The 17375-nt window shown below is 70.2% G+C and carries 12 protein-coding genes; 6 read left to right on the top strand and 6 right to left on the bottom strand.

The genetic code is table 11. The features are described 5' to 3' along the window. The first annotated feature begins 3 nt into the window (after positions 1-3). From QRN27_RS00200 to QRN27_RS00220, 5 genes are all read left to right on the top strand, one after another. Positions 4-792, top strand: coding sequence for an ABC transporter ATP-binding protein (locus tag QRN27_RS00200; protein ID WP_285040187.1), 789 nt, complete (start codon positions 4-6; stop codon positions 790-792). Further along, complete coding sequence (locus QRN27_RS00205; protein ID WP_285040188.1) at positions 789-2426, top strand: ABC transporter transmembrane domain-containing protein; 1638 nt, start codon at positions 789-791, stop codon at positions 2424-2426. The genes QRN27_RS00200 and QRN27_RS00205 overlap by 4 nt, the downstream gene beginning before the upstream one ends. After that, a complete protein-coding gene (locus QRN27_RS00210) occupies positions 2419-4251 on the top strand; it encodes an ABC transporter ATP-binding protein (RefSeq protein ID WP_285040189.1) in 1833 nt (610 codons plus the stop codon). The genes QRN27_RS00205 and QRN27_RS00210 overlap by 8 nt, the downstream gene beginning before the upstream one ends. Continuing rightward, entirely contained in the window at positions 4248-5138 is an 891-nt protein-coding gene (locus QRN27_RS00215; RefSeq protein ID WP_285040191.1) for a siderophore-interacting protein, read from the top strand. The genes QRN27_RS00210 and QRN27_RS00215 overlap by 4 nt, the downstream gene beginning before the upstream one ends. A 145-nt stretch (positions 5139-5283) precedes the next feature. Further along, a complete protein-coding gene (locus QRN27_RS00220; RefSeq protein WP_285040192.1) occupies positions 5284-6984 on the top strand; it encodes a sensor histidine kinase in 1701 nt (566 codons plus the stop codon). A gap of 6 nt (positions 6985-6990) precedes the next feature. Here QRN27_RS00220 and QRN27_RS00225 read toward each other — a convergent pair whose 3' ends face one another. The 5 genes from QRN27_RS00225 to QRN27_RS00245 all read right to left on the bottom strand — a co-directional run bounded on the left by QRN27_RS00225 (position 6991) and on the right by QRN27_RS00245 (position 12232). Next, positions 6991-7272: an ArsR/SmtB family transcription factor gene (locus tag QRN27_RS00225; RefSeq protein WP_056006115.1), complete on the bottom strand. Its 282-nt coding sequence runs from the start codon at positions 7270-7272 to the stop codon at positions 6991-6993. Between the two features lie 110 nt (positions 7273-7382). Continuing rightward, positions 7383-9062 carry a glycoside hydrolase family 13 protein gene (locus QRN27_RS00230; protein ID WP_285040194.1) on the bottom strand — a complete coding sequence of 560 codons (1680 nt, stop codon included), beginning with the start codon at positions 9060-9062 and terminating at the stop codon, positions 7383-7385. 70 nt (positions 9063-9132) lie between these two features. Then, the gene (locus QRN27_RS00235) at positions 9133-10026 is read right to left on the bottom strand and encodes a carbohydrate ABC transporter permease (RefSeq protein WP_056006121.1); all 894 of its coding nucleotides are present in this window, start codon (positions 10024-10026) and stop codon (positions 9133-9135) included. Beyond that, a complete protein-coding gene (locus tag QRN27_RS00240) occupies positions 10026-10937 on the bottom strand; it encodes a carbohydrate ABC transporter permease (RefSeq protein WP_056006124.1) in 912 nt (303 codons plus the stop codon). Before QRN27_RS00240 ends, QRN27_RS00235 begins: the two co-directional genes overlap by 1 nt. Continuing rightward, the gene (locus QRN27_RS00245) at positions 10934-12232 is read right to left on the bottom strand and encodes an ABC transporter substrate-binding protein (protein WP_285040196.1); all 1299 of its coding nucleotides are present in this window, start codon (positions 12230-12232) and stop codon (positions 10934-10936) included. The genes QRN27_RS00240 and QRN27_RS00245 overlap by 4 nt, the downstream gene beginning before the upstream one ends. Positions 12233-12443: 211 nt before the next feature. Here QRN27_RS00245 and QRN27_RS00250 point away from each other — a divergent pair, with 211 nt between their 5' ends. Then, complete coding sequence (locus QRN27_RS00250; RefSeq protein ID WP_285040198.1) at positions 12444-13643, top strand: ROK family protein; 1200 nt, start codon at positions 12444-12446, stop codon at positions 13641-13643. Between the two features lie 100 nt (positions 13644-13743). On the opposite strand, the gene QRN27_RS00255 is transcribed toward QRN27_RS00250, so the two are convergent. Beyond that, positions 13744-17370: a family 43 glycosylhydrolase gene (locus tag QRN27_RS00255; protein WP_285040200.1), complete on the bottom strand. Its 3627-nt coding sequence runs from the start codon at positions 17368-17370 to the stop codon at positions 13744-13746. Positions 17371-17375: the final 5 nt, after the last annotated feature.

Below are 17375 nucleotides of genomic sequence, written 5' to 3' on the forward strand. Positions count from 1 at the left end.
ACCATGACCACGACGCTCCTCGCCCGCGACCTGAGCCTGGGCTACGGGGACACCCCCGTCGTCTCGGGGCTGTCGCTCGAGATCCCCGACGGCTCGTTCACCATCGTCATCGGGCCGAACGCCTGCGGGAAGTCGACCCTGTTGCGCGGGCTCGCCCGGCTCCTGCGACCCGCCACCGGAGCCGTGCTGCTCGACGGCGACGACATCCGCACCCTGAAGTCCAAGGACATCGCGCGCCGGCTCGGGCTGCTCCCCCAGTCGGCGATCGCCCCTGACGGCATCACCGTCGCCGATCTCGTGGGACGCGGACGGTTCCCGCACCAGAGCGCCATGCGGACCTGGAGCCGAGCCGACGAGCAGGCCGTCGCGGCGGCCATGGCCGCCACCGGGGTCACCGAGTTGTCCCGACGCCTGGTCGACGAACTGTCCGGCGGGCAACGACAACGGGTCTGGGTCGCGATGGCCCTCGCGCAGCAGACCGGACACCTCCTCCTCGACGAACCCACGACGTTCCTCGACATCGCACACCAGATCGAGCTGATGGAGCTGTTCACGGATCTTCACCGCGACGGGGCGACCCTCGTCGCCGTCCTGCACGACCTGAACCACGCGGCACGCTACGCGACCCATCTCGTGGCCATGCGCGACGGCGGGATCGTCGCCCAGGGCGACCCGCAGGAGATCATCACCGCCGAGCTCGTCGAAGCGGTCTACGACCTGCCGTGCCGGGTCATCACCGATCCCGTCTCCGGCACGCCGTTGGTGCTCCCGCTCGGGCGGCGGGACCGGTGACCGGCTCCCCCGCTCGGCTCGTCGGGATCGGCCTCGTCGCGGACGGGCGCGGGCCTGCACTCGCGGCCGCGACCGTCCTCCTCATCGTGCACGCCCTGTCGGAGGCGGCGATCCCCGTCATCATCGGTGCGACCGTCGATCAGGCGGTGGTCCCCTCGGATCCCGTCGCCCTCTCGGTCTGGATGGGCGTCCTGGTGGGCACGTTCCTCGTCCTCACCGTCAGCTACCAGTCCGCGTCCCGCCTCATGGTGTCGGTCTACGGTCGCGGCGAGCAGGCCCTCCGACACCTCACCCTCTCGCGGATGCTCCGGCCACGACTGTCCCGACGGATCCTGAGCCCGGGTGAGGCCCTGACGGTCGTCACCTCCGACACGTATCGCGTCGCCGGCGTCGCGTGGTCGGTCGCACAGCAGTGCGCCACGATCGCCGCGATCATCGGCGCGGCGCTCGCGATGTCGGTGATCTCCCCGGTCGCCACGGTCGTGGTGTTCGCCGCCACCATCGGCATGATGCTCGTGATGCGCCTCGTCTCCAACCCGCTGGAGCTGCGCGGGCTCGCGGAGCAGCGGGCCGCGACGGAGGCGGGCGCGGTCGCCGCCGACTTCATGAGCGGGTTCCGGGTCCTCGTCGGCATCGGCGGGCGAGGCGAGGCCGAGCGACGATACCGGGCCGCCAGCGACGTCTCGAGACAGGCGGCGACCGTGGCCGGTCGCTCCCTCGCCACCTCCGAAGCGGTGAGCGGCACCCTGGCGGCGCTGGTGACGGCCGCCCTCGTGGGACTGTCCGCCTGGTTCGCCGCTGCAGGCCGCATCAGCATCGGCGAGTTGGTGACCGTGCTCGGGCTGGCGCAGTTCATCAGCGGCTACCTCGCGCAGGTCGGGTCGTTCCCGTCCAACTGGATCCACAAGCTGGCCTCCGCCAAACGGCTGGCCGCGGTCGTCGACGCCGACGACCTCCTCGACGAGCCCGTGGAGCCGGCTGGATCGTCCGCCAGCCCCGCGGGGGACGTCGTCCTGTCCTTCCGGGCGGGCGACGCCGAGCCCCGGGTGCATGTGCGGGCCGGCGAGCTGCTCGCCGTCCGTCCCACGGACAGCGACGCGGCGCGCTCCCTCTCCCGCCTGCTGGGCATGCGGACCCCCGCCGCCCGCGGCAGCGTCTCGCTCGCCGTCGACGGCGTGCTCGTCGATCAACAGGACCTCGACCCGGTCGCCTACCGCCGGCGGGTGCTCGCCCCGCCGCACGAGCAGCGGGTCATGAGCGGCACTCTGGCCGACGCGGTGCGTGGACACGGCATGACCGGCGACCCCGACCCGGCGTTCGTCGCCATGGCCGCGCTCGACGACGCGGTGGTCCAGCTCGGCGGCTGGTCGTCGCCGGTCGGCGAGGCCGGCCGACGGCTCTCCGGCGGACAGCGCCAACGCGTCGGGATCGCGCGGGCACTGCACGCCGAGGCGAAGGTGCTCGTCCTCGACGAACCGACGTCAGCGGTCGACGTACTGACCGAGACCCGCATCGCGCGTGCCCTGGCGGAGCACGACGGCACCGTCGTGGTCATCACGACCTCCGCCGTCCTCCTCAACGCCTGCGACCGGGTCGTCGGGGTCGGTCGCGGAGAGGACGCCGACCGTGGCTGATGAAGACATGACCTCCGAGACCACCGCCCGGCTGCCGGTCGCCGAGGCGGCTCGGGTCCGCGCCGTCGTCGCCGCCCTGCTGCGCCGACACCGTGGGCGGACCGCTGCCGTGGTGGTCCTGTTCCTCGCGGCCTCCGCCCTCGGGGTCGTGCTGCCCTCCAGCCTCGGGCGGGTCGTGGACGCCATCACCTCGGAGGCCGGGCCGTCCGTCGTCGCGGGCTGGGTCGCCGGAGCCGCCGTCGGCGCGGTCGCCGCGGTCGTGGTCATGCTCTGGGCCGTGCGCGTCCTCACCGGCCTCGTGCAGGACCTGCTCGCCGAACTGCGCGAGGAGGTGTTCGCCTCGGCCATGCGACTCCCGGTGAGCACCATCGACGACGGCGAGAGTGCCGACCTGCTGTCCCGGGTGACCGGCGACGTGGACGCCGTCGCCGAGGCCGGCGGTGGTGTCGCCCCCACCCTGCTGTCCGCCGGGTTCGCCATCGGCGTGTCGGTGATCGCGCTGGCCGCCCTCGACCCCTGGCTCGCCCTCGCAGGCCTCGCCGCCGCGCCGTGCTACGTCATCGGGACCCGGGCGTTCCTCCGACGCTCCCGGATCGTGTTCCGGGAGGTCCGCACGCGCGAGGCGTCGCGCAGCCAGGCCGTGTTGGACGCGGTCCACGGCGCGGAGACGCTGACCGCGTTCGCCGCCGCCGACCACGCGATCGAGCGCGTCGGCGAACGCGCGGCAGCGTCCATCGACGCGCAGATCGAGGGCGTGCGGGTGGCGAACCGGCTCTTCCGGTGGATCAACGGCGGTGAACTCGTCGGGCTGTCGGCGATCCTGGCGACCGGATTCCTGCTCCACGCGCAGGGGGCGGTCACCGTCGGCCTCGTGACCACGGCCGCCCTCCTGTTCCACCGACTGTTCGGCCCGGTCGGCCAGGTGATCTTCGGGCTCGACGACATCCAGCGCGCCACCGTGGGGCTGGCACGCCTCGTCGGGGTCATCGACCTCGCATCGGCGAGCTCGCCGACGGCCGGCTCACCGACCGACGACGGCAGCGGCGACGCAGTGGCGATCCGGGTGCGCGACCTCACGTTCCGGTACCCGACCACCGGACGCGGGATCGTCGGGGTCACGCTCGACGTCCCGCGCGGCACGACCACGGCACTCGTCGGCACCTCCGGTTCCGGCAAGAGCACCCTGGCTCGGGTCGTCGCGGGGCACCATGCACCGACGTCTGGGAGTCTGCACGTCGCCGACACCCCGTATTCCCTGTCGCAGGAGCTCCATCACTTCCGCGGCTCGATCGCCGACAACCTCCGGCTCGGGGCGCCGGACGCGAGCCAGGAGGAGATGGTCGCCGCGGTGCACGCCGTCGGCGCGGCATGGGCGGTCGCCGGACTCGTGGACGGTCCGACTCCGGACCCGACCGATTCGGTCGACGCGCCCGTGCCGCTGGACGAGGGCCGGATCCAGCAACTCGCGCTCGCCAGAGCCCTCCTGGCGGACCCGGCCATCGTGATCCTGGACGAGGCGACCGCCGACGTCGGGCTGCACCATCGTGCAGCCGTCGAAGCGGCGATGCTGCGGCTCCGGGCCGACCGCACCACCCTCCTCATCGCGCATCGGCTGGAGCAGGCGGCGACCGCCGACCGGATCGCGGTCTTCGCGGACGGCCGGATCATCGCGCACGGCACCCATGACGAACTGCTCGCAGCCCCTGGCGCCTACCGCGACTCCTGGCTCGCCCACCGCCAGCACGTCGCCGAACCCGCCGAATCCACCGAACCCGCCGACCCCATCGAATCCACCGACCCCATCCCAGAGCCGGAGCACCCATGAACATCCACCACGGCATCGTCACCGAGACGACCACCTTGAGCCCGAATCTGATCCGCATCACGCTCGGTGGTCCGGGCGTCGCCGACTTCATCAGCACCGGGACGGGCGACGAGTACGTCCGCGTCTTCTTCCCCCACGCCGACGACCCGACGGATGTCTCGTTGCCCCTCCCCGTCGGCGACTGGTGGGAGTGGCCCGAGGGCACCCCGCAGGCGCCGATGCGGACCTACACGGTCGCCGGCGCCCGTCCGGAGCGCGGCGAGATCGACCTCGACTTCGTCGCACACGACGCGGGCGTCGCCGGCCCGTGGGCGGTTCGGGCTCGGCCAGGGCACGTGCTCGGGCTGAACTCGCCGACCGGGCTGTACGACCCTCCGGAGGACACCGAGTGGCAGGTGTTGGTGGCCGACCTCTCCGGCCTGCCCGCCGTCCGCCGGATCGTCGCGCAGATGCCACGCGGTCTGCGGACTCGGGTGGTGCTCGAGGTGCCGTCCGAGCAGGACCGGATCGCGTTCGAGACGGGCCCCGATGTGCTGGTCACCTGGGTGGTCGGCGGGAACGGGCACGGACCGAGCGCACTCGGACGACTGGTCCGGAGCGTCGTCGACGAGCGCCTCCCCCTCGATCAGGGCTACGTCTGGGTGGCGGGTGAGACGGTCGCCCTCCGGGACGCGCGGAAGTACCTGCGCCGGGAGCTCGGACTGCCGGCCACGCGGTTCAAGGTCGTCGGCTACTGGACGCCGATCGCCGCCTGGGACGAGAAGTTCGCCGCCCTCCCCACCGACGTCCAAGCCGAACTCGACGCGATCTGGACCGCGACCGACGACGCCGAGCCCGAGGACGTCCAGATCCGGTTCGAGGAGCAGCTCGACCGACTCGGACTCTGAACCGCCGCACTCCGTCGAGCGCTCGCAGCGGCGCGTTCGACCGACGCTGACGGCGCAGGTTCCGGGACCCGCCGCCCGCCCTCGGATGCGAGCGCCGCGACCACTGCAGACTGGGAGGCACCCGCGGCGAGCAGGAGGAGCGCAGATGCCACGTTGGATCGGTCAGGGCGAGCGCCACCCCCGGCTCGGACTGGTGAGCCGGAGCCAGGGTCCGCTGGCGCTGGGGGTGGTCGTGGTCACCGCGATCGTCGGAGCCACGACGCCGGCGTTCCTGAACGTCAGAGAGCTGCAGCTGTCCTGGGTCGTCATGGGCCTGGCGCTCATCGCCACCCTCGCGATCCCATGGGAACGGCTCGGACGCTCCTGGGCGCTCGTCCTGGTCAGTGCGGACCTCGCCGTCGTCGGGCTCGTGACCCATGCGGTGTCGCCGATCCTCGGCGCATCGATCGTCCTGCTCGCCTTCCCGGTGTTGTGGCTGGCCCACGGCTTCGGTCGTCTCGGCGCCGCCCTCGCGCTCATCGGCAGCGTGCTCGTCATCTGGTTGCCGAACGTCCTCTACGGCGAGTACCCCGGGAGCGTCCAGGCCTGGAGCGAGCTGATCGCGCTCACGGTCTTGCTGCTGCTCGTCATCGTCGTCGTGAGTCTGCAGTCCGGACGGTTCGAGCGCGCCCAGGCGAGCCTCCGCGCCGAGGCCGACGCGAAGGTCGAAGCCCTCGCCTCGCAGAACCGGCTCGCCGTGATGCTCCGTTCCGTGGTCGCGGAGGTGAACGTCGGACTCGTCTTCTTCGACGAACACGGCGAGCAGATCCTCAACAACCGGACCTCCATCGAGCTCGCCGCGCTGGCCGGCTACGACCCGGCGACCGGGAGTGCACGCTTCGTCTGGGCGGCGGACGGTGTCACGCCACTGGCCCGCGAGGAACAGCCGGTGATCCGGGTCCTCGGCGGTCAGGACGTCCGCGACTTCTTCTATCGCGTGGGGCCGCCGGGCAAGCAGCGGGCCCTCGTCGCCAACGGCCGGTCCGTCCGCGATGCGACCGGCGCACCGCACGGAGCGGTCCTCGTCGGACAGGACGTGACCGAACTCACCGAGGCGGTCCGGATGCGATCCGAGTCGCTCACGAGCCTCAGCCACGAGCTGCGGACGCCGCTCACGAGCATCCTCGGCTACCTCGACCTCCTCGGTGACGACGACGACCTCGCTCCGCAGGTGCGCTCGCAGCTCGCCGTCATCCGCCGGAGCGCCGACCACCTCGGGCGTCTCGCGGAGCAGTTCCTCGCCGCCAGCGCACCGGAGCTGGAGCTCTCCACCGAAGCCGTCGACCTCGGTGCGCTCGTCGTCGACGCGGTCGCGGAGCGGCGACGCGTCGGACTCCCCACCGGCGTCGAACTCCGACTGGGAGCCCGTCCCGAACTGCGCCTCGACGCCGATCGCCGTCGGATCGAGGAGCTGCTCGCCATCCTGCTCGACAACGCGGCGGCGTACACGAGGGAGGGTGAGATCTTCGTGAGCGCCCGGTCGGACGGACGCGAGGCGGTCATCCGGGTCTCGGACACGGGGATCGGCATCCCCGAGGACGAACTCGCCTCCGTCTTCGAGCGCTTCCACCGGGCGGCGAACGTGCGGGAGGAGACCATCCGAGGGTCGGGGCTCGGACTCACCATCGCCCGGTCGATCGTCCGCGCGCACGGCGGCACGATCGAGGCGTTCGCGACGGGGAACCCCGGGACGACGATCCTGGTGCGGCTGCCGCTCCAGCGGGCCGACCCTGCAGGGGCGCCCAAGGTCGCGGATCCACGCTCACGACGCGTCGGCCCGGCCCGCCGTGGTGCAGATCAGGGCTGACGCCGGCTATCCCTCGAGCGCGTGGAGGACCGCGTCGTCGACGATGTGCGAGACGTGGACGTCGGCGACCTCGTAGTGGGCCTCCCGTCCGACGCGCTCCACGGACACGAGGCCCGCCGAACGCAGCGTCCGGAGGTGCTGCGACACCAGCGGTTGGGACAGGCCGCTCGCGTCCGCGAGCTGACCGACCGTGGAGGTGCCGGCGGCGAGGATCCGCAGCAGTCGGAGCCGCGACACCGAGGAGAGGGCCTTGAACAGTTCGGCAGCCGGTTCCAGATCCTCAGTCATCCCCCCATATAAGCAGACACGAATGGATCGCGGGTCCCAGATCGTCAGTACCCCGCCCGGACGGTCCACAGCCGATCAGCCCGGTCCGACGTCCGCTCAGCCGCGGTCGCTCACCCGAGGAGCTGCGCCAGAGCGATCCAGACCGTCGACTCCCCGGGAACCGCGTCGTCGAGGAGCGCACCGAGCACCACCGCATCGGAGGGTGCGCCGAGCGGATACGGCTCCGTGCCGAAGTTCGCCACCACCTGCCAACCGTTCGGTCGGGTGAACCGCAGGACGTCCTCCCGGCCGGTCTCGATCCAGTCGAGCTGTTCCCCGGTCTGCAGCAGTCGTCGCAGCCGGAGCGCCTCGCGGTACAGCGAGAGGGTCGACGTGGGATCCTGCGCTTCGACCTCGACCGCGTGCTGCGCGAACCACCGTGGTTGCGGCAGGTGCGCGACGGCGTCACCGAAGCCGAACGAGGCTCCGTCCGCCGTCCACGGCAACGGGACCCGGCAGCCGTCCCGCCCGAGGCCGTCATACGCTCCCCCACGGAAGAACGCCGGGTCCTGGCGTTCCTCGTCGGTGATCTCGGCGACCTCGTGCAGGCCCAGCTCCTCGCCCTGGTACAGGTAGGTGCTGCCCGGGAGTCCGAGGATGAGGAGGGTGGCGGCCCTCGCACGGCGCGCTCCGCGGTCCAGGTCGACCCCGTCGGGAGGACCACCGGCAGCCACCCACTCCGTGCCCTGCTTCACCGGGCGCCCGGCCAGGGGCGGGAGCCCGTACCGCGTCGCGTGCCGGGTGACGTCGTGGTTCGAGAGCACCCATGTGGTGGATGATCCGGACGCCTGCGCCTGCGCGAGGTTGTCCGCGATGACGGTCCGGAACTCGGTCGCGTCGAAGTCGGCTTCGAGCAGGTCGAAGTTGAACGCCTGCCCGAGCCCAGCCGCCGACGCGTACTTCGCGCGCCGCTCGGGGGTGCTCACCCACGCCTCGGCGACGGCGGTGCGCGGCGGGTCGTACTCGTCGAACACCCGACGCCACTCGGCGTACACCTCGTGCACGTCATCGCGGTCGAGCAACGGGTGGGCGCCGTCCTGCGGGATCAGCTCCAGTTCCGCGCGACTCGGCAACGGCTCGGAGAAGTCCTTGGTGAGCATGTGCGCGACGTCGATCCGGAAGCCGTCCACGCCCCGATCCGACCAGAACCGCAGGGTCTTCAGGAAGTCCTCGCGCACCTCCGGGTGATCCCAATCGAGATCCGGCTGCTCGGTCGCGAAGTGGTGGAAGTACCACTGGCCGTCCGCCACCCGCTCCCAGGAGGAACCGCCGAAGACGGACTCCCAGTCGGTGGGCGGCTCCTCACCCGACTCGCCGGTGCCCTCCCGGAAGAGGTACCGCGCTCGCGCGGCCGAGCCGCGACCGGCCGCCAGCGCCTCCTGGAACCAGGCGTGCCGGTCGGAGGTGTGGTTCGGCACGATGTCGACGATGACCCGGATACCGCGCTCGTGCAGGGCGGCGATGAGCTCGTCGAAGTCCGCCAGGGTGCCGAGCCGCGGGTCGACGTCACGGTAGTCCGCGACGTCGTACCCGCCGTCCGCCAACGCCGAAGGGTAGAACGGGCTGAGCCAGATCGCGTCGATGCCGAGCGAGTCGAGGTAGTCGACCCGCGACCGGATGCCCGGCAGGTCCCCGAGTCCGTCGCCGTCCGCGTCGGCGAAGCTCCGCGGATAGATCTGGTAGACGGCGGCCTGGCGCCACCAGGTGGCGGCGGCCGTCTGCTGGTCGTCGACGAGGTCGGCATCGGTCATGGTGTGTTGTCCCTCGGTCGCTCGGGTCGTGTCGGCGGTGCGTGGTCGGGTCGGCGTGGAGACGCCGGCGTCATCCCTTGACCGCCCCCTGGGTCACGCCGGACATGACCCAGCGCTGCGCGAACAGGTAGGCGATGATGGCCGGCGCCATGGCCATGAGATAGGAGGCGAAGGCGACGTTGTAGTTGCTGCTGAACTGCGTCTGGAAGAGGTTCTGCCGCACCGGGAGGGTCTGCAGGCTCGCATCCGAGATGATCAGCGACGGCATCATGAAGTCGTTCCAGGCGTACAGGAACGCGAAGATGCCGACCGTCGCACTCATCGGTGCCAGGAGCGGGAAGATGAGCCGCCAGAACGTCTGCCAGGTGCTCGCGCCGTCGATCCGGGCGCTCTCCTCCAGCTCGATCGGGATCGACCGGAGGAAGGCCGTGAACAACAGCACGCTGAAGCTCAGCTGGAACATCGTCGCGAGGATGATCACGCCGAAGGGGTTGTCGAGTCCAACGCGGCCGGTGAGCTGGATCTGCGGGAGCGCCACCACCGGGAAGGGGATGAACATCGCCGCGAGCAGGTAGAAGAACGAGAAGCGGAACAGGCGCCGGTCCCAGTTGCGCACGATCGCGTACGCCGCGAAGGAGGCCAGGATGATCGTCGCCACCACGGTCCCGGCGGTCACGAGGAGGGACATCGCGAAGCCCACGGGGAACTTCGTGAGGGTCCACGCCTGGACGAACCCGTCGATGCTGAACGGTGCCGGCAGCGAGAAGGCGTTCCCGTCGACCGATTGGGTGTCGGTCTTGAACGCCATCGAGATGGTCACGTAGAGCGGAAGGAGCACCGTCACGGCGCAGAGCAGCAGGATGACCGTCGTCGACCAGCTGACGCGCTCCCCCTTCGTGCGTTGCTTCGTGCTGGCGTTCGCCGTCGTGATGGATCGGGTGCTGAGTGCGGTCGGGGTGGCCATCAGAGTGCGTTCCTTCCGCGCGTCGCCGACAGTTGCACGAGGGCGATGATGATCGTGATGATGAAGAAGAGGGTCGCCGTGGCCATCTGGTAGGCGTAGTCACCGGTCTGGAACCCACGGATGATGGTCATCGAGATGCTCCGCGTGGAGGTACCCGGACCACCGTTCGTCAGGCCGACGATGATGTCGTAGGCGTTCAGGTAGTTCTTGAAGCCGAGGATCACGTTGATGACGACGTACCCCATCACCAGCGGCAGCGTGATCCGCAGCAGCTGCTGACGCTTGTTCGCGCCGTCCAGAGACGCCGCCTCGTACACGTCGCCGGGCACCGCGAGCAGGCCGGCGATGTAGATGAGCAGCGTGCCGGGGATCGACTGCCAGGCCGTGACGATGACGATGCCGAGCCAGGCGAGGTCCGGGTTGGAGAGGATGCTCGTCTCGAGGAAGGGGATCCCCAGCGCGGAACCGGCGGAGGGCACCGAGTTCATGAACAGGAACTGGAACACGTAGGCGATGATGATGCCCGAGATCACCATCGGGATGACGAAGACCCCGCGGAGTCCCATCTTGAACTTGATCTTCGAGGTCAGTCCGACGGCGAGCAGGAACGCGATGACGTTCACCACGATCACGGTCACGAGCGAGAACCCGAAGGTGAAGAGGAAGCTGGTGAGGATCGCGGGGTCGCTGAACGCGGCGATGTAGTTCGTGAACCCGATGAACTCGTAATCGCCGATGCCGATGGAGTCGGTGAAGCTGAAGACGATGCCGACGACACCGGGGACGGTGATCGCGAGCGTGAACAGGACGACGGCCGGGAAGAGGAAGAGGTAGTAGATCGGTTCGACGCGCTTGCGGCTGCGGCGGACCTTCGGGTCTCCCCCGGTCACGATAGCGGTGGTGGCGCTCATTCGGATCCCTCCTTGGCCGACACGGGCGGCTGTCTGAACGCGAGTCGGGCCCAGTCCGCGTCCATGGTGCGGAGCATCGACGCCGCGTTGGTGCCGAGGACCAGCGATTGCGCGTAGTTCTCGGTCGGGATGGCCCGCGGGTTCAGCACACCGGGGCCCTGGTAGAACGCACCGGCGTCGTAGTACGGGATCATGCCGGCCACACGCGGGTCGTCAGGAGCCGTGCCGTCGTCCGTCGGGACGAAGCCGAGCTGCGACTCGTTGTACGCCTGGATGACCTCCGGCTGGTACAGGTACTCGAGGAAGTCGCGGGCACCCTCCGGGTTCTTCGCCTCCTCGGGGATGATCGTCACGAGGTCGAGGTTCACGCGGACCTTCAGGTCCTTCGGGTCCTCCGTCATCGGCAGGGGGAAGGTGCCGAGGTCCAGGTCGGGTGCGGTGAGTTCGATCTGGCTGAACGCCCACGGCCCCTGCAGGTACATGGCGCCCTGGCCTTCGGCGAACGCGACGTTGCCGGCGTCGTAGGTGCGACTCGGCGCATCAGGCTGCGTGTACTCCTTGGCCAGCAACTGCATCTTCTCGATGGGCTCGAGGAAGTCCTTCTCGAAGGAGACCGGCGCGTCCGGCCCCACCTCGGTGCCCTCCTCCGCGAGCCGGTCGTAGAACTCGGGGATGTCGACGGCCCCGCCGACCGCGTAGTCGAACCAGCCCTGGTTGGCGGTCCAGGCGTCGGCGAACGTCGCGTAGAACGGCGCCACCCCGGCGGCCTTGAGGGCGTCGGAGACGGCGATGAGTTCACTCCACGTGGTCGGCACCTCCAGACCGTTCTCGGCGAAGATCGTCTTGTTGTAGATGACGGAGGCGGCCATCACCGAGTAGGGCAGCGCACTCGTGCGGCCCTCGCAGACGCCGTACTGGTCGAGCAACGGCTGGAGGTCGTCCCGGATGGTGGCCGCGGCCGCCGTGTCGGACAGGTCGGAGAGCGCACACCGCTCCACGAAGCGGGAGACCTCGTGGTTGTAGTTCGAGAGCATGAGGTCCGGCGGGTTGCCTCGGACGAAGCTCGCGGCCAGCGGATCAGGCCCCGAGGTGTCCATCACGACCTCGTACTGCTGCTGCGAGGCGTTGTAGTCGGCGACGGCCTGGTTCATGAAGGTGAACGCCTCGCGCTTGCTGAAGGTGAAGTGGACGGTCTCCCGGCCGTCGCTCGAGCAGGCGACGAGGGTGCTCGCGACCAGGAGTCCGGTCGCCACCCCCGCCGTGACGCGTAACGCGCGTTTCAGTTGGGTCGACATCATTGTCCTTCCACGCGATCCGACCGGACCGCTGACTAAATACGGAGAGCAAATCAACTCATGTCGGACACTCTGCCATCCGCGTGCGGCAGGGTCAAGCATCGGTTCGATCACGCCGATCCGAGCTGTGCGGACGTGATCGTTCACGGTCGAGCGCGCCGGGCGGGCCGGTGCCGTCCGGCTGCGCCCCGGACCGATATCGTTGACGCTCATGGACGCGACGACGAGCCTCACCGGACCTCCGGTGCTACGAGCCACGAACCTCGCCGCCGTCCTGGCCCACGCCTGGGCCGAGTCGGCGTTCACCGCCGCCGACGTCATGGCGGCGACCGGCCTGTCCCGATCAACGGCGATCGCCCTCTGCGACGACCTGATCGACCTCGGCTGGTTCACCGAACTCGACGACGCACGGCAGGCGGGCGTCGCGTATCGCAAGGGACGTCCCGCGCGACGCTACGAACTGCACGATGCGGCCGGGGTCGTCGTCGGAGTCGACGCGGGCGCCCACTCCATCACGACGATCGCCGCGGACCTCCGCGGGCGGGAACTGGCGCGCTCGCACCGGGCCATCGACCCGGCCGCCGACGCGGAGGAACGCGTCTCCGTGGTCGACGCGGCGATCGCCGAGGTCCTGCAGTCCGACGGCGCCGGGAGACCGCTCTGCATCACCCTGGGCGTACCGGCCCCGATCGACGCGCTCGGGCGCTCCCCCGAAGGCAACGTGTTCTGGGAGCGCATGAACCCTCGGCTGGGCGAACGCCTCCGCGACCACGGGTGCGTGGTGCTCACGGACAACGACGCCAACCTCGCCGCTGTGGCGGAGGGCGCGCTCGGCGCGGGTGCGGGCCTCGACTCGTACATCACCGTGATGACGGGAGAACGGCTCGGGGCCGGCTACGTCCTCGACGGGCGTCTCGTGCGCGGCCGAGGGCGGGCGGGCGAACTGCATCTCCTCGACCTTGTCGACGGTGTCGGTTCTGCGCGGGGCTTCGCCGCGGTGCTCCGCGACTGGGGTCGTGCCCATCGCGAGAGTGGCGGCCTGCCCGAGAGCAGCCCGCTGAGCCGGCTCCCCGTCGAGCGGGTCGATGCGTCGTCGGTCCTGGCGGCGGCCGATGACGGCGACGAGGCGGCGCTCGACCTGGTCCGGCGGTTGGCAGATCGGGTCGCGCGGATGAGCGCCGTCCTGGGCGGACTCCTGGACGTGGAACGGATCGTGTTCGCCGGGGCGATCGCGCCCTCCATGTCCTTGCTGCTCGGGATCGCCTCGGAGCGCATCCCCGTGTACATGAGCGCGGAACCGCCGCTGCTCGTGGCGTCGACACTCAGCGCGGACATCGTGGCGCAGGGGGCGGTTGTCACCGCCGTCGACCATGTCCGGCGCAACGCGCTGCGCATCGACCTCGCCCGCTAGGTTCCGCGCTCAGTCGCCCGGCGTTTGTCGCAGCACCGGCTGACCGTCCGAACCGCGGGGCGGTGGAACACCCCGGCCGGACGGTCATCCGGTGCCGCGATCAGCGCGCCTCGGCCGCTCGACGGCGGCGGACGACCAGCCAGGCGCCTGCCGCGAGGAGCAGGCCTGCCAGACCCAGGAACCCGACGACCGAGACACCGGTGGTCGAGAGCGAGCCCGGCCCGGTCCCGCCCGCGGCCGGCGTTCCGGCGGTCGGACTCCCGTCGGCAGCCAGGACGGTCAGCGCCGCCTCCGCCATGATCCCGGAGTCCGCGCCCAGTGCCTGCAGCGTGTGGGCACCGGGGTCCACCGAAGCGGGAACCCGCAACGTGGTCGTGAACGCACCCGACGCGTCCGCGACGACCGTCCCGAGCTCCGTCGGGGTGGAGAAGAGGGTGAGCCGCACCTGCTCCCCCGCGGTGAAGCCGGAGCCGGACACCGAGAACGACGCTCCGACCCGCACCGACGCCGCATCGATCGTCAGCGTGCCCTCGGCACCGGGCACCGCGATCCGCTGCGGGCCCACACTCTCGAGCGTCGGGACGACCGGGTTCATCAGGCCGGTCTCCGGGTCGAACGTCAGCCGGTCGATCGTCGTCTCGCGGTGCTGACCATCGCCGCCAGGGATGGCGAACCGGTGGTAGACGATGTACCAGTCGTCAGTGCCCGGCACGTTCAGGATCGAGCTGTGCCCGGTGGCGAGGATGCCGAGTTCCGGTCGTTTCTGCAGAATCACGCCGTGGGCGGTCCACGGCCCGTCGACGCTCGTCGCCGTCGCGTAGCCGACCCGGTAGTTCTCCGAACCGGTGTCGTCGATCGAGTACGTCAGGTGGTACAGGCCGTCCCGGTAGTTGACGAAGGCCCCTTCGCGGAAGTCGGTCAAGCCGTCGATCCGCTTGAGCGTGTCCGCCTTGATGGACAGCATGTCGTCCGACAGCTCCGCGTACACGGGCGAACCGTTGCCCCAGAACAGGTAGCTCTTCCCCGTCACCGGGTCCGTGAAGGTGGCCGGGTCGATCGCCTGTCCCGAGGTCACCGCCTCGTCGTTCAGGATCATCGCGTCCGGCTGCGCGGTGAACGGGCCAGTGGGGCTGTCCGCGACGGCGACACCGATGGTCTTGCGGTCGACGGAGGCGTTGTGGCCGCTGAAGTAGAAGAAGAACTTGCCGTCCTTCTCCCCGATCGTCGGCGCCCAGGCGTTGCCCGAGGCCCACGGCACGTTCCCGTTCGCGCCGTCGAGGGTCAGGATCGGCTCCGCCGAACGCTCCCAGTCGACGAGGTCCTTGGACGACCAGACGAAGAACTCCTTGCCACCCCAGCCGGCGAAACCGTCCGAGGTCGCGTAGAGATAATACGTGTCGCCCCAGGCGAAGATGTTCGGATCGGCATACAGGCCTGGAATGACCGGGCTCTTCATCTCGACCGCGCGCATCGTCCAGGTGACCGGGTCACCGGAGGTCGGCGTGAGCGTCACGGTGGCTGGACTGCTCAGGTCGACGGCGGTTCCCGAGGCGGGGCTCGCCGTGACACCGGCCACGGTCGTGAAGGTCGGGCTGAGCGCCGTGCGGTCGGTTCCAGGCCGCACCGGGAAGACGACCTCGTGGCGGTCGTTGTCGATGATCGGGGCGGTCTTCAGCACGTCCTCCTCGAGACCGATGTCGGTGAGTGCGGCGCTGTTCCCTGAGCCGGCCAGCACCTCGTCCGCCGAGAGCGCCCGGTTGTAGATCGCGAACTCGCGGAACGCGCCCTTCAGTCGGTTGTCGCCGTCGTAGTTGGAGCGACCGAGGTAGTTGGCGCTCGTCCATCCGGCGCCGATGTCACCCGGATCGGACGTGACGGTCCCGGTCCCGACGGCGATCCCGTCGAGGTAGATCGTCGCCGTCGTGCCCTGCAGCGTGTAGGTCAACGTGGCCCAGCGTCCGCGCGTGAGGTCCTTGCCCTGCGACACGGTCTGCTCGGTGCTCCAGTTGCCGGTCGCGAGACTCGTCCGGTACGCGTTCCCGGTGCTGAACAGATAGCCGTTCCCGGAACCGTCCGTGGTGTTCCCGAGTCCGTAGATGAAGTACGGGTTGGCCTGCGTCGGGTCGATCCAGACCTGGGCCTCCACGGTGACGTCGGTCACGCCGGCGAGCAGGTTGTCGGGCAGTTTGACGTAGTCGTCTTCGCCGTCGAGCTGCAGTGCGCCGTCGGAGAAGGAGGCGCCACCCTCGACCGTGGCGTCGAGGCCGTTACCGGACACGTCGTTCAGGGTCGATCCCGCGGATCCTGTGAAGTCGTAGCGGACGATCTCGCCGTCCTCGTTCGCGGGCACCGGTTCGGCCACACCGCCGAGGCTGTCCTGGAGCTTTTGCAGTTCGGCTGCCGTCACGGGGAGCACCGTGCCGTGCCGCGGGCTCGCGGGGAGGTCGTAGTCCTTCGCCACTTGCCAGTCCGGGTTCGCGATGTCCTCGGTCTCGAGCGGGATGTAGCCGCGTCCGCCGTACTCGTCGACGAAGAGGTAGAACTTGTCGCCGTTGACGTCGCCGGGGTTGGCGGCGAACGCCGTCGGCCCCTCGACCGCGCTCGTGCCGGCGTCGCGACCGATGCAGCTGTCGAGCACCGTCCAGGACTCGAGCGTGGCCCGCAGGTCCGTCGAGGACTCCTGGATGATGTCGGCGCACCCGGTGCCACCGGCACCCTCGTCCTTGGTGAAGCGGTAATAGGTGTCGCTCGACTTGATGACCGTGGAGTCGATCCGCGAGACGCGCTGGTCCTGCCAGACCTGCGGGTCGCTGAAGGTCGTGAAGTCGCGCGTGGTCGCGTACATCATGCGGTGGTAGCTGTTCCCGGTGTGGTCCGGGTCGTCGGCCCCGTAGAGCGACGAGGCCCAGAACACGACGTACGCACCGATGGTGTCGTCGTAGTAGGCCTCGGGTGCCCAGGTGTTGCCGGCGTTCTCGGGGGCGACCTCGATGTGCCGCTGGTCGGACCAGGTCACGAGGTCGTGGGACTCCCACACCTCGAGGTAGTGGCTACCCTGACGGACCGAGTCACCCCAGGACGTGCCACTGCCGATCGAGAGGTCGGTGGCGATGAGGTAGAAGGTGTCGCCCTCGGGAGAACGGATGAGGAACGGGTCGCGGAGGCCCTTCGTCCCCTCGTCGGAGGTGAGGACCGGGCGTCCGGCGTTGAGCTCGTTCCAGTCGAGCGCGTTGTTGCCCTCACTCGCGGCGAAGTAGATGTTCTCGCCGGCGAGGGAGTTGCCGGTGAAGTAGGCGAAGGCGTAGCCCTCGTAGTCGGGCGTCGCGATCGCGGCGCGGACGGTCGCCGTGAACTCGCGCGTCGCGGTGGCCTCGCCCTGCCGCAGGGTGGCGGTCAGGGTGACGGTGGTGTCGGTGGCGGGGCGCGAGACCACGCCGTCCGTGGCGATCACGGCGGGGTCGGAGGACGTCCACTCGATCGTGATCCCCTCCGGTGCGCCCGGCAGCGTCAGGTTGCCGCGGACGTCGTCGACGTTGGCGATCGAGAGGGAGGCGGCAGCGGCGTCCAGCACCTCCTGCGCCGTGGGGGCGGCTCGGAGACCCGTCTGGGACGTGGACGTCAGGGAGGTCCCCGGCGCCGCGGCGGCAGCGCCGGAGACGCCGACGAGCGGCAGGATCAGGGTCGCGACGCAGGTCGCGACGACCGTTTTGAGGCGCAGTCGAGGCATGGGGG

This window comes from Plantibacter sp. LMC-P-059a, assembly GCF_030209505.1.
GTDB lineage: Bacteria > Actinomycetota > Actinomycetes > Actinomycetales > Microbacteriaceae > Plantibacter.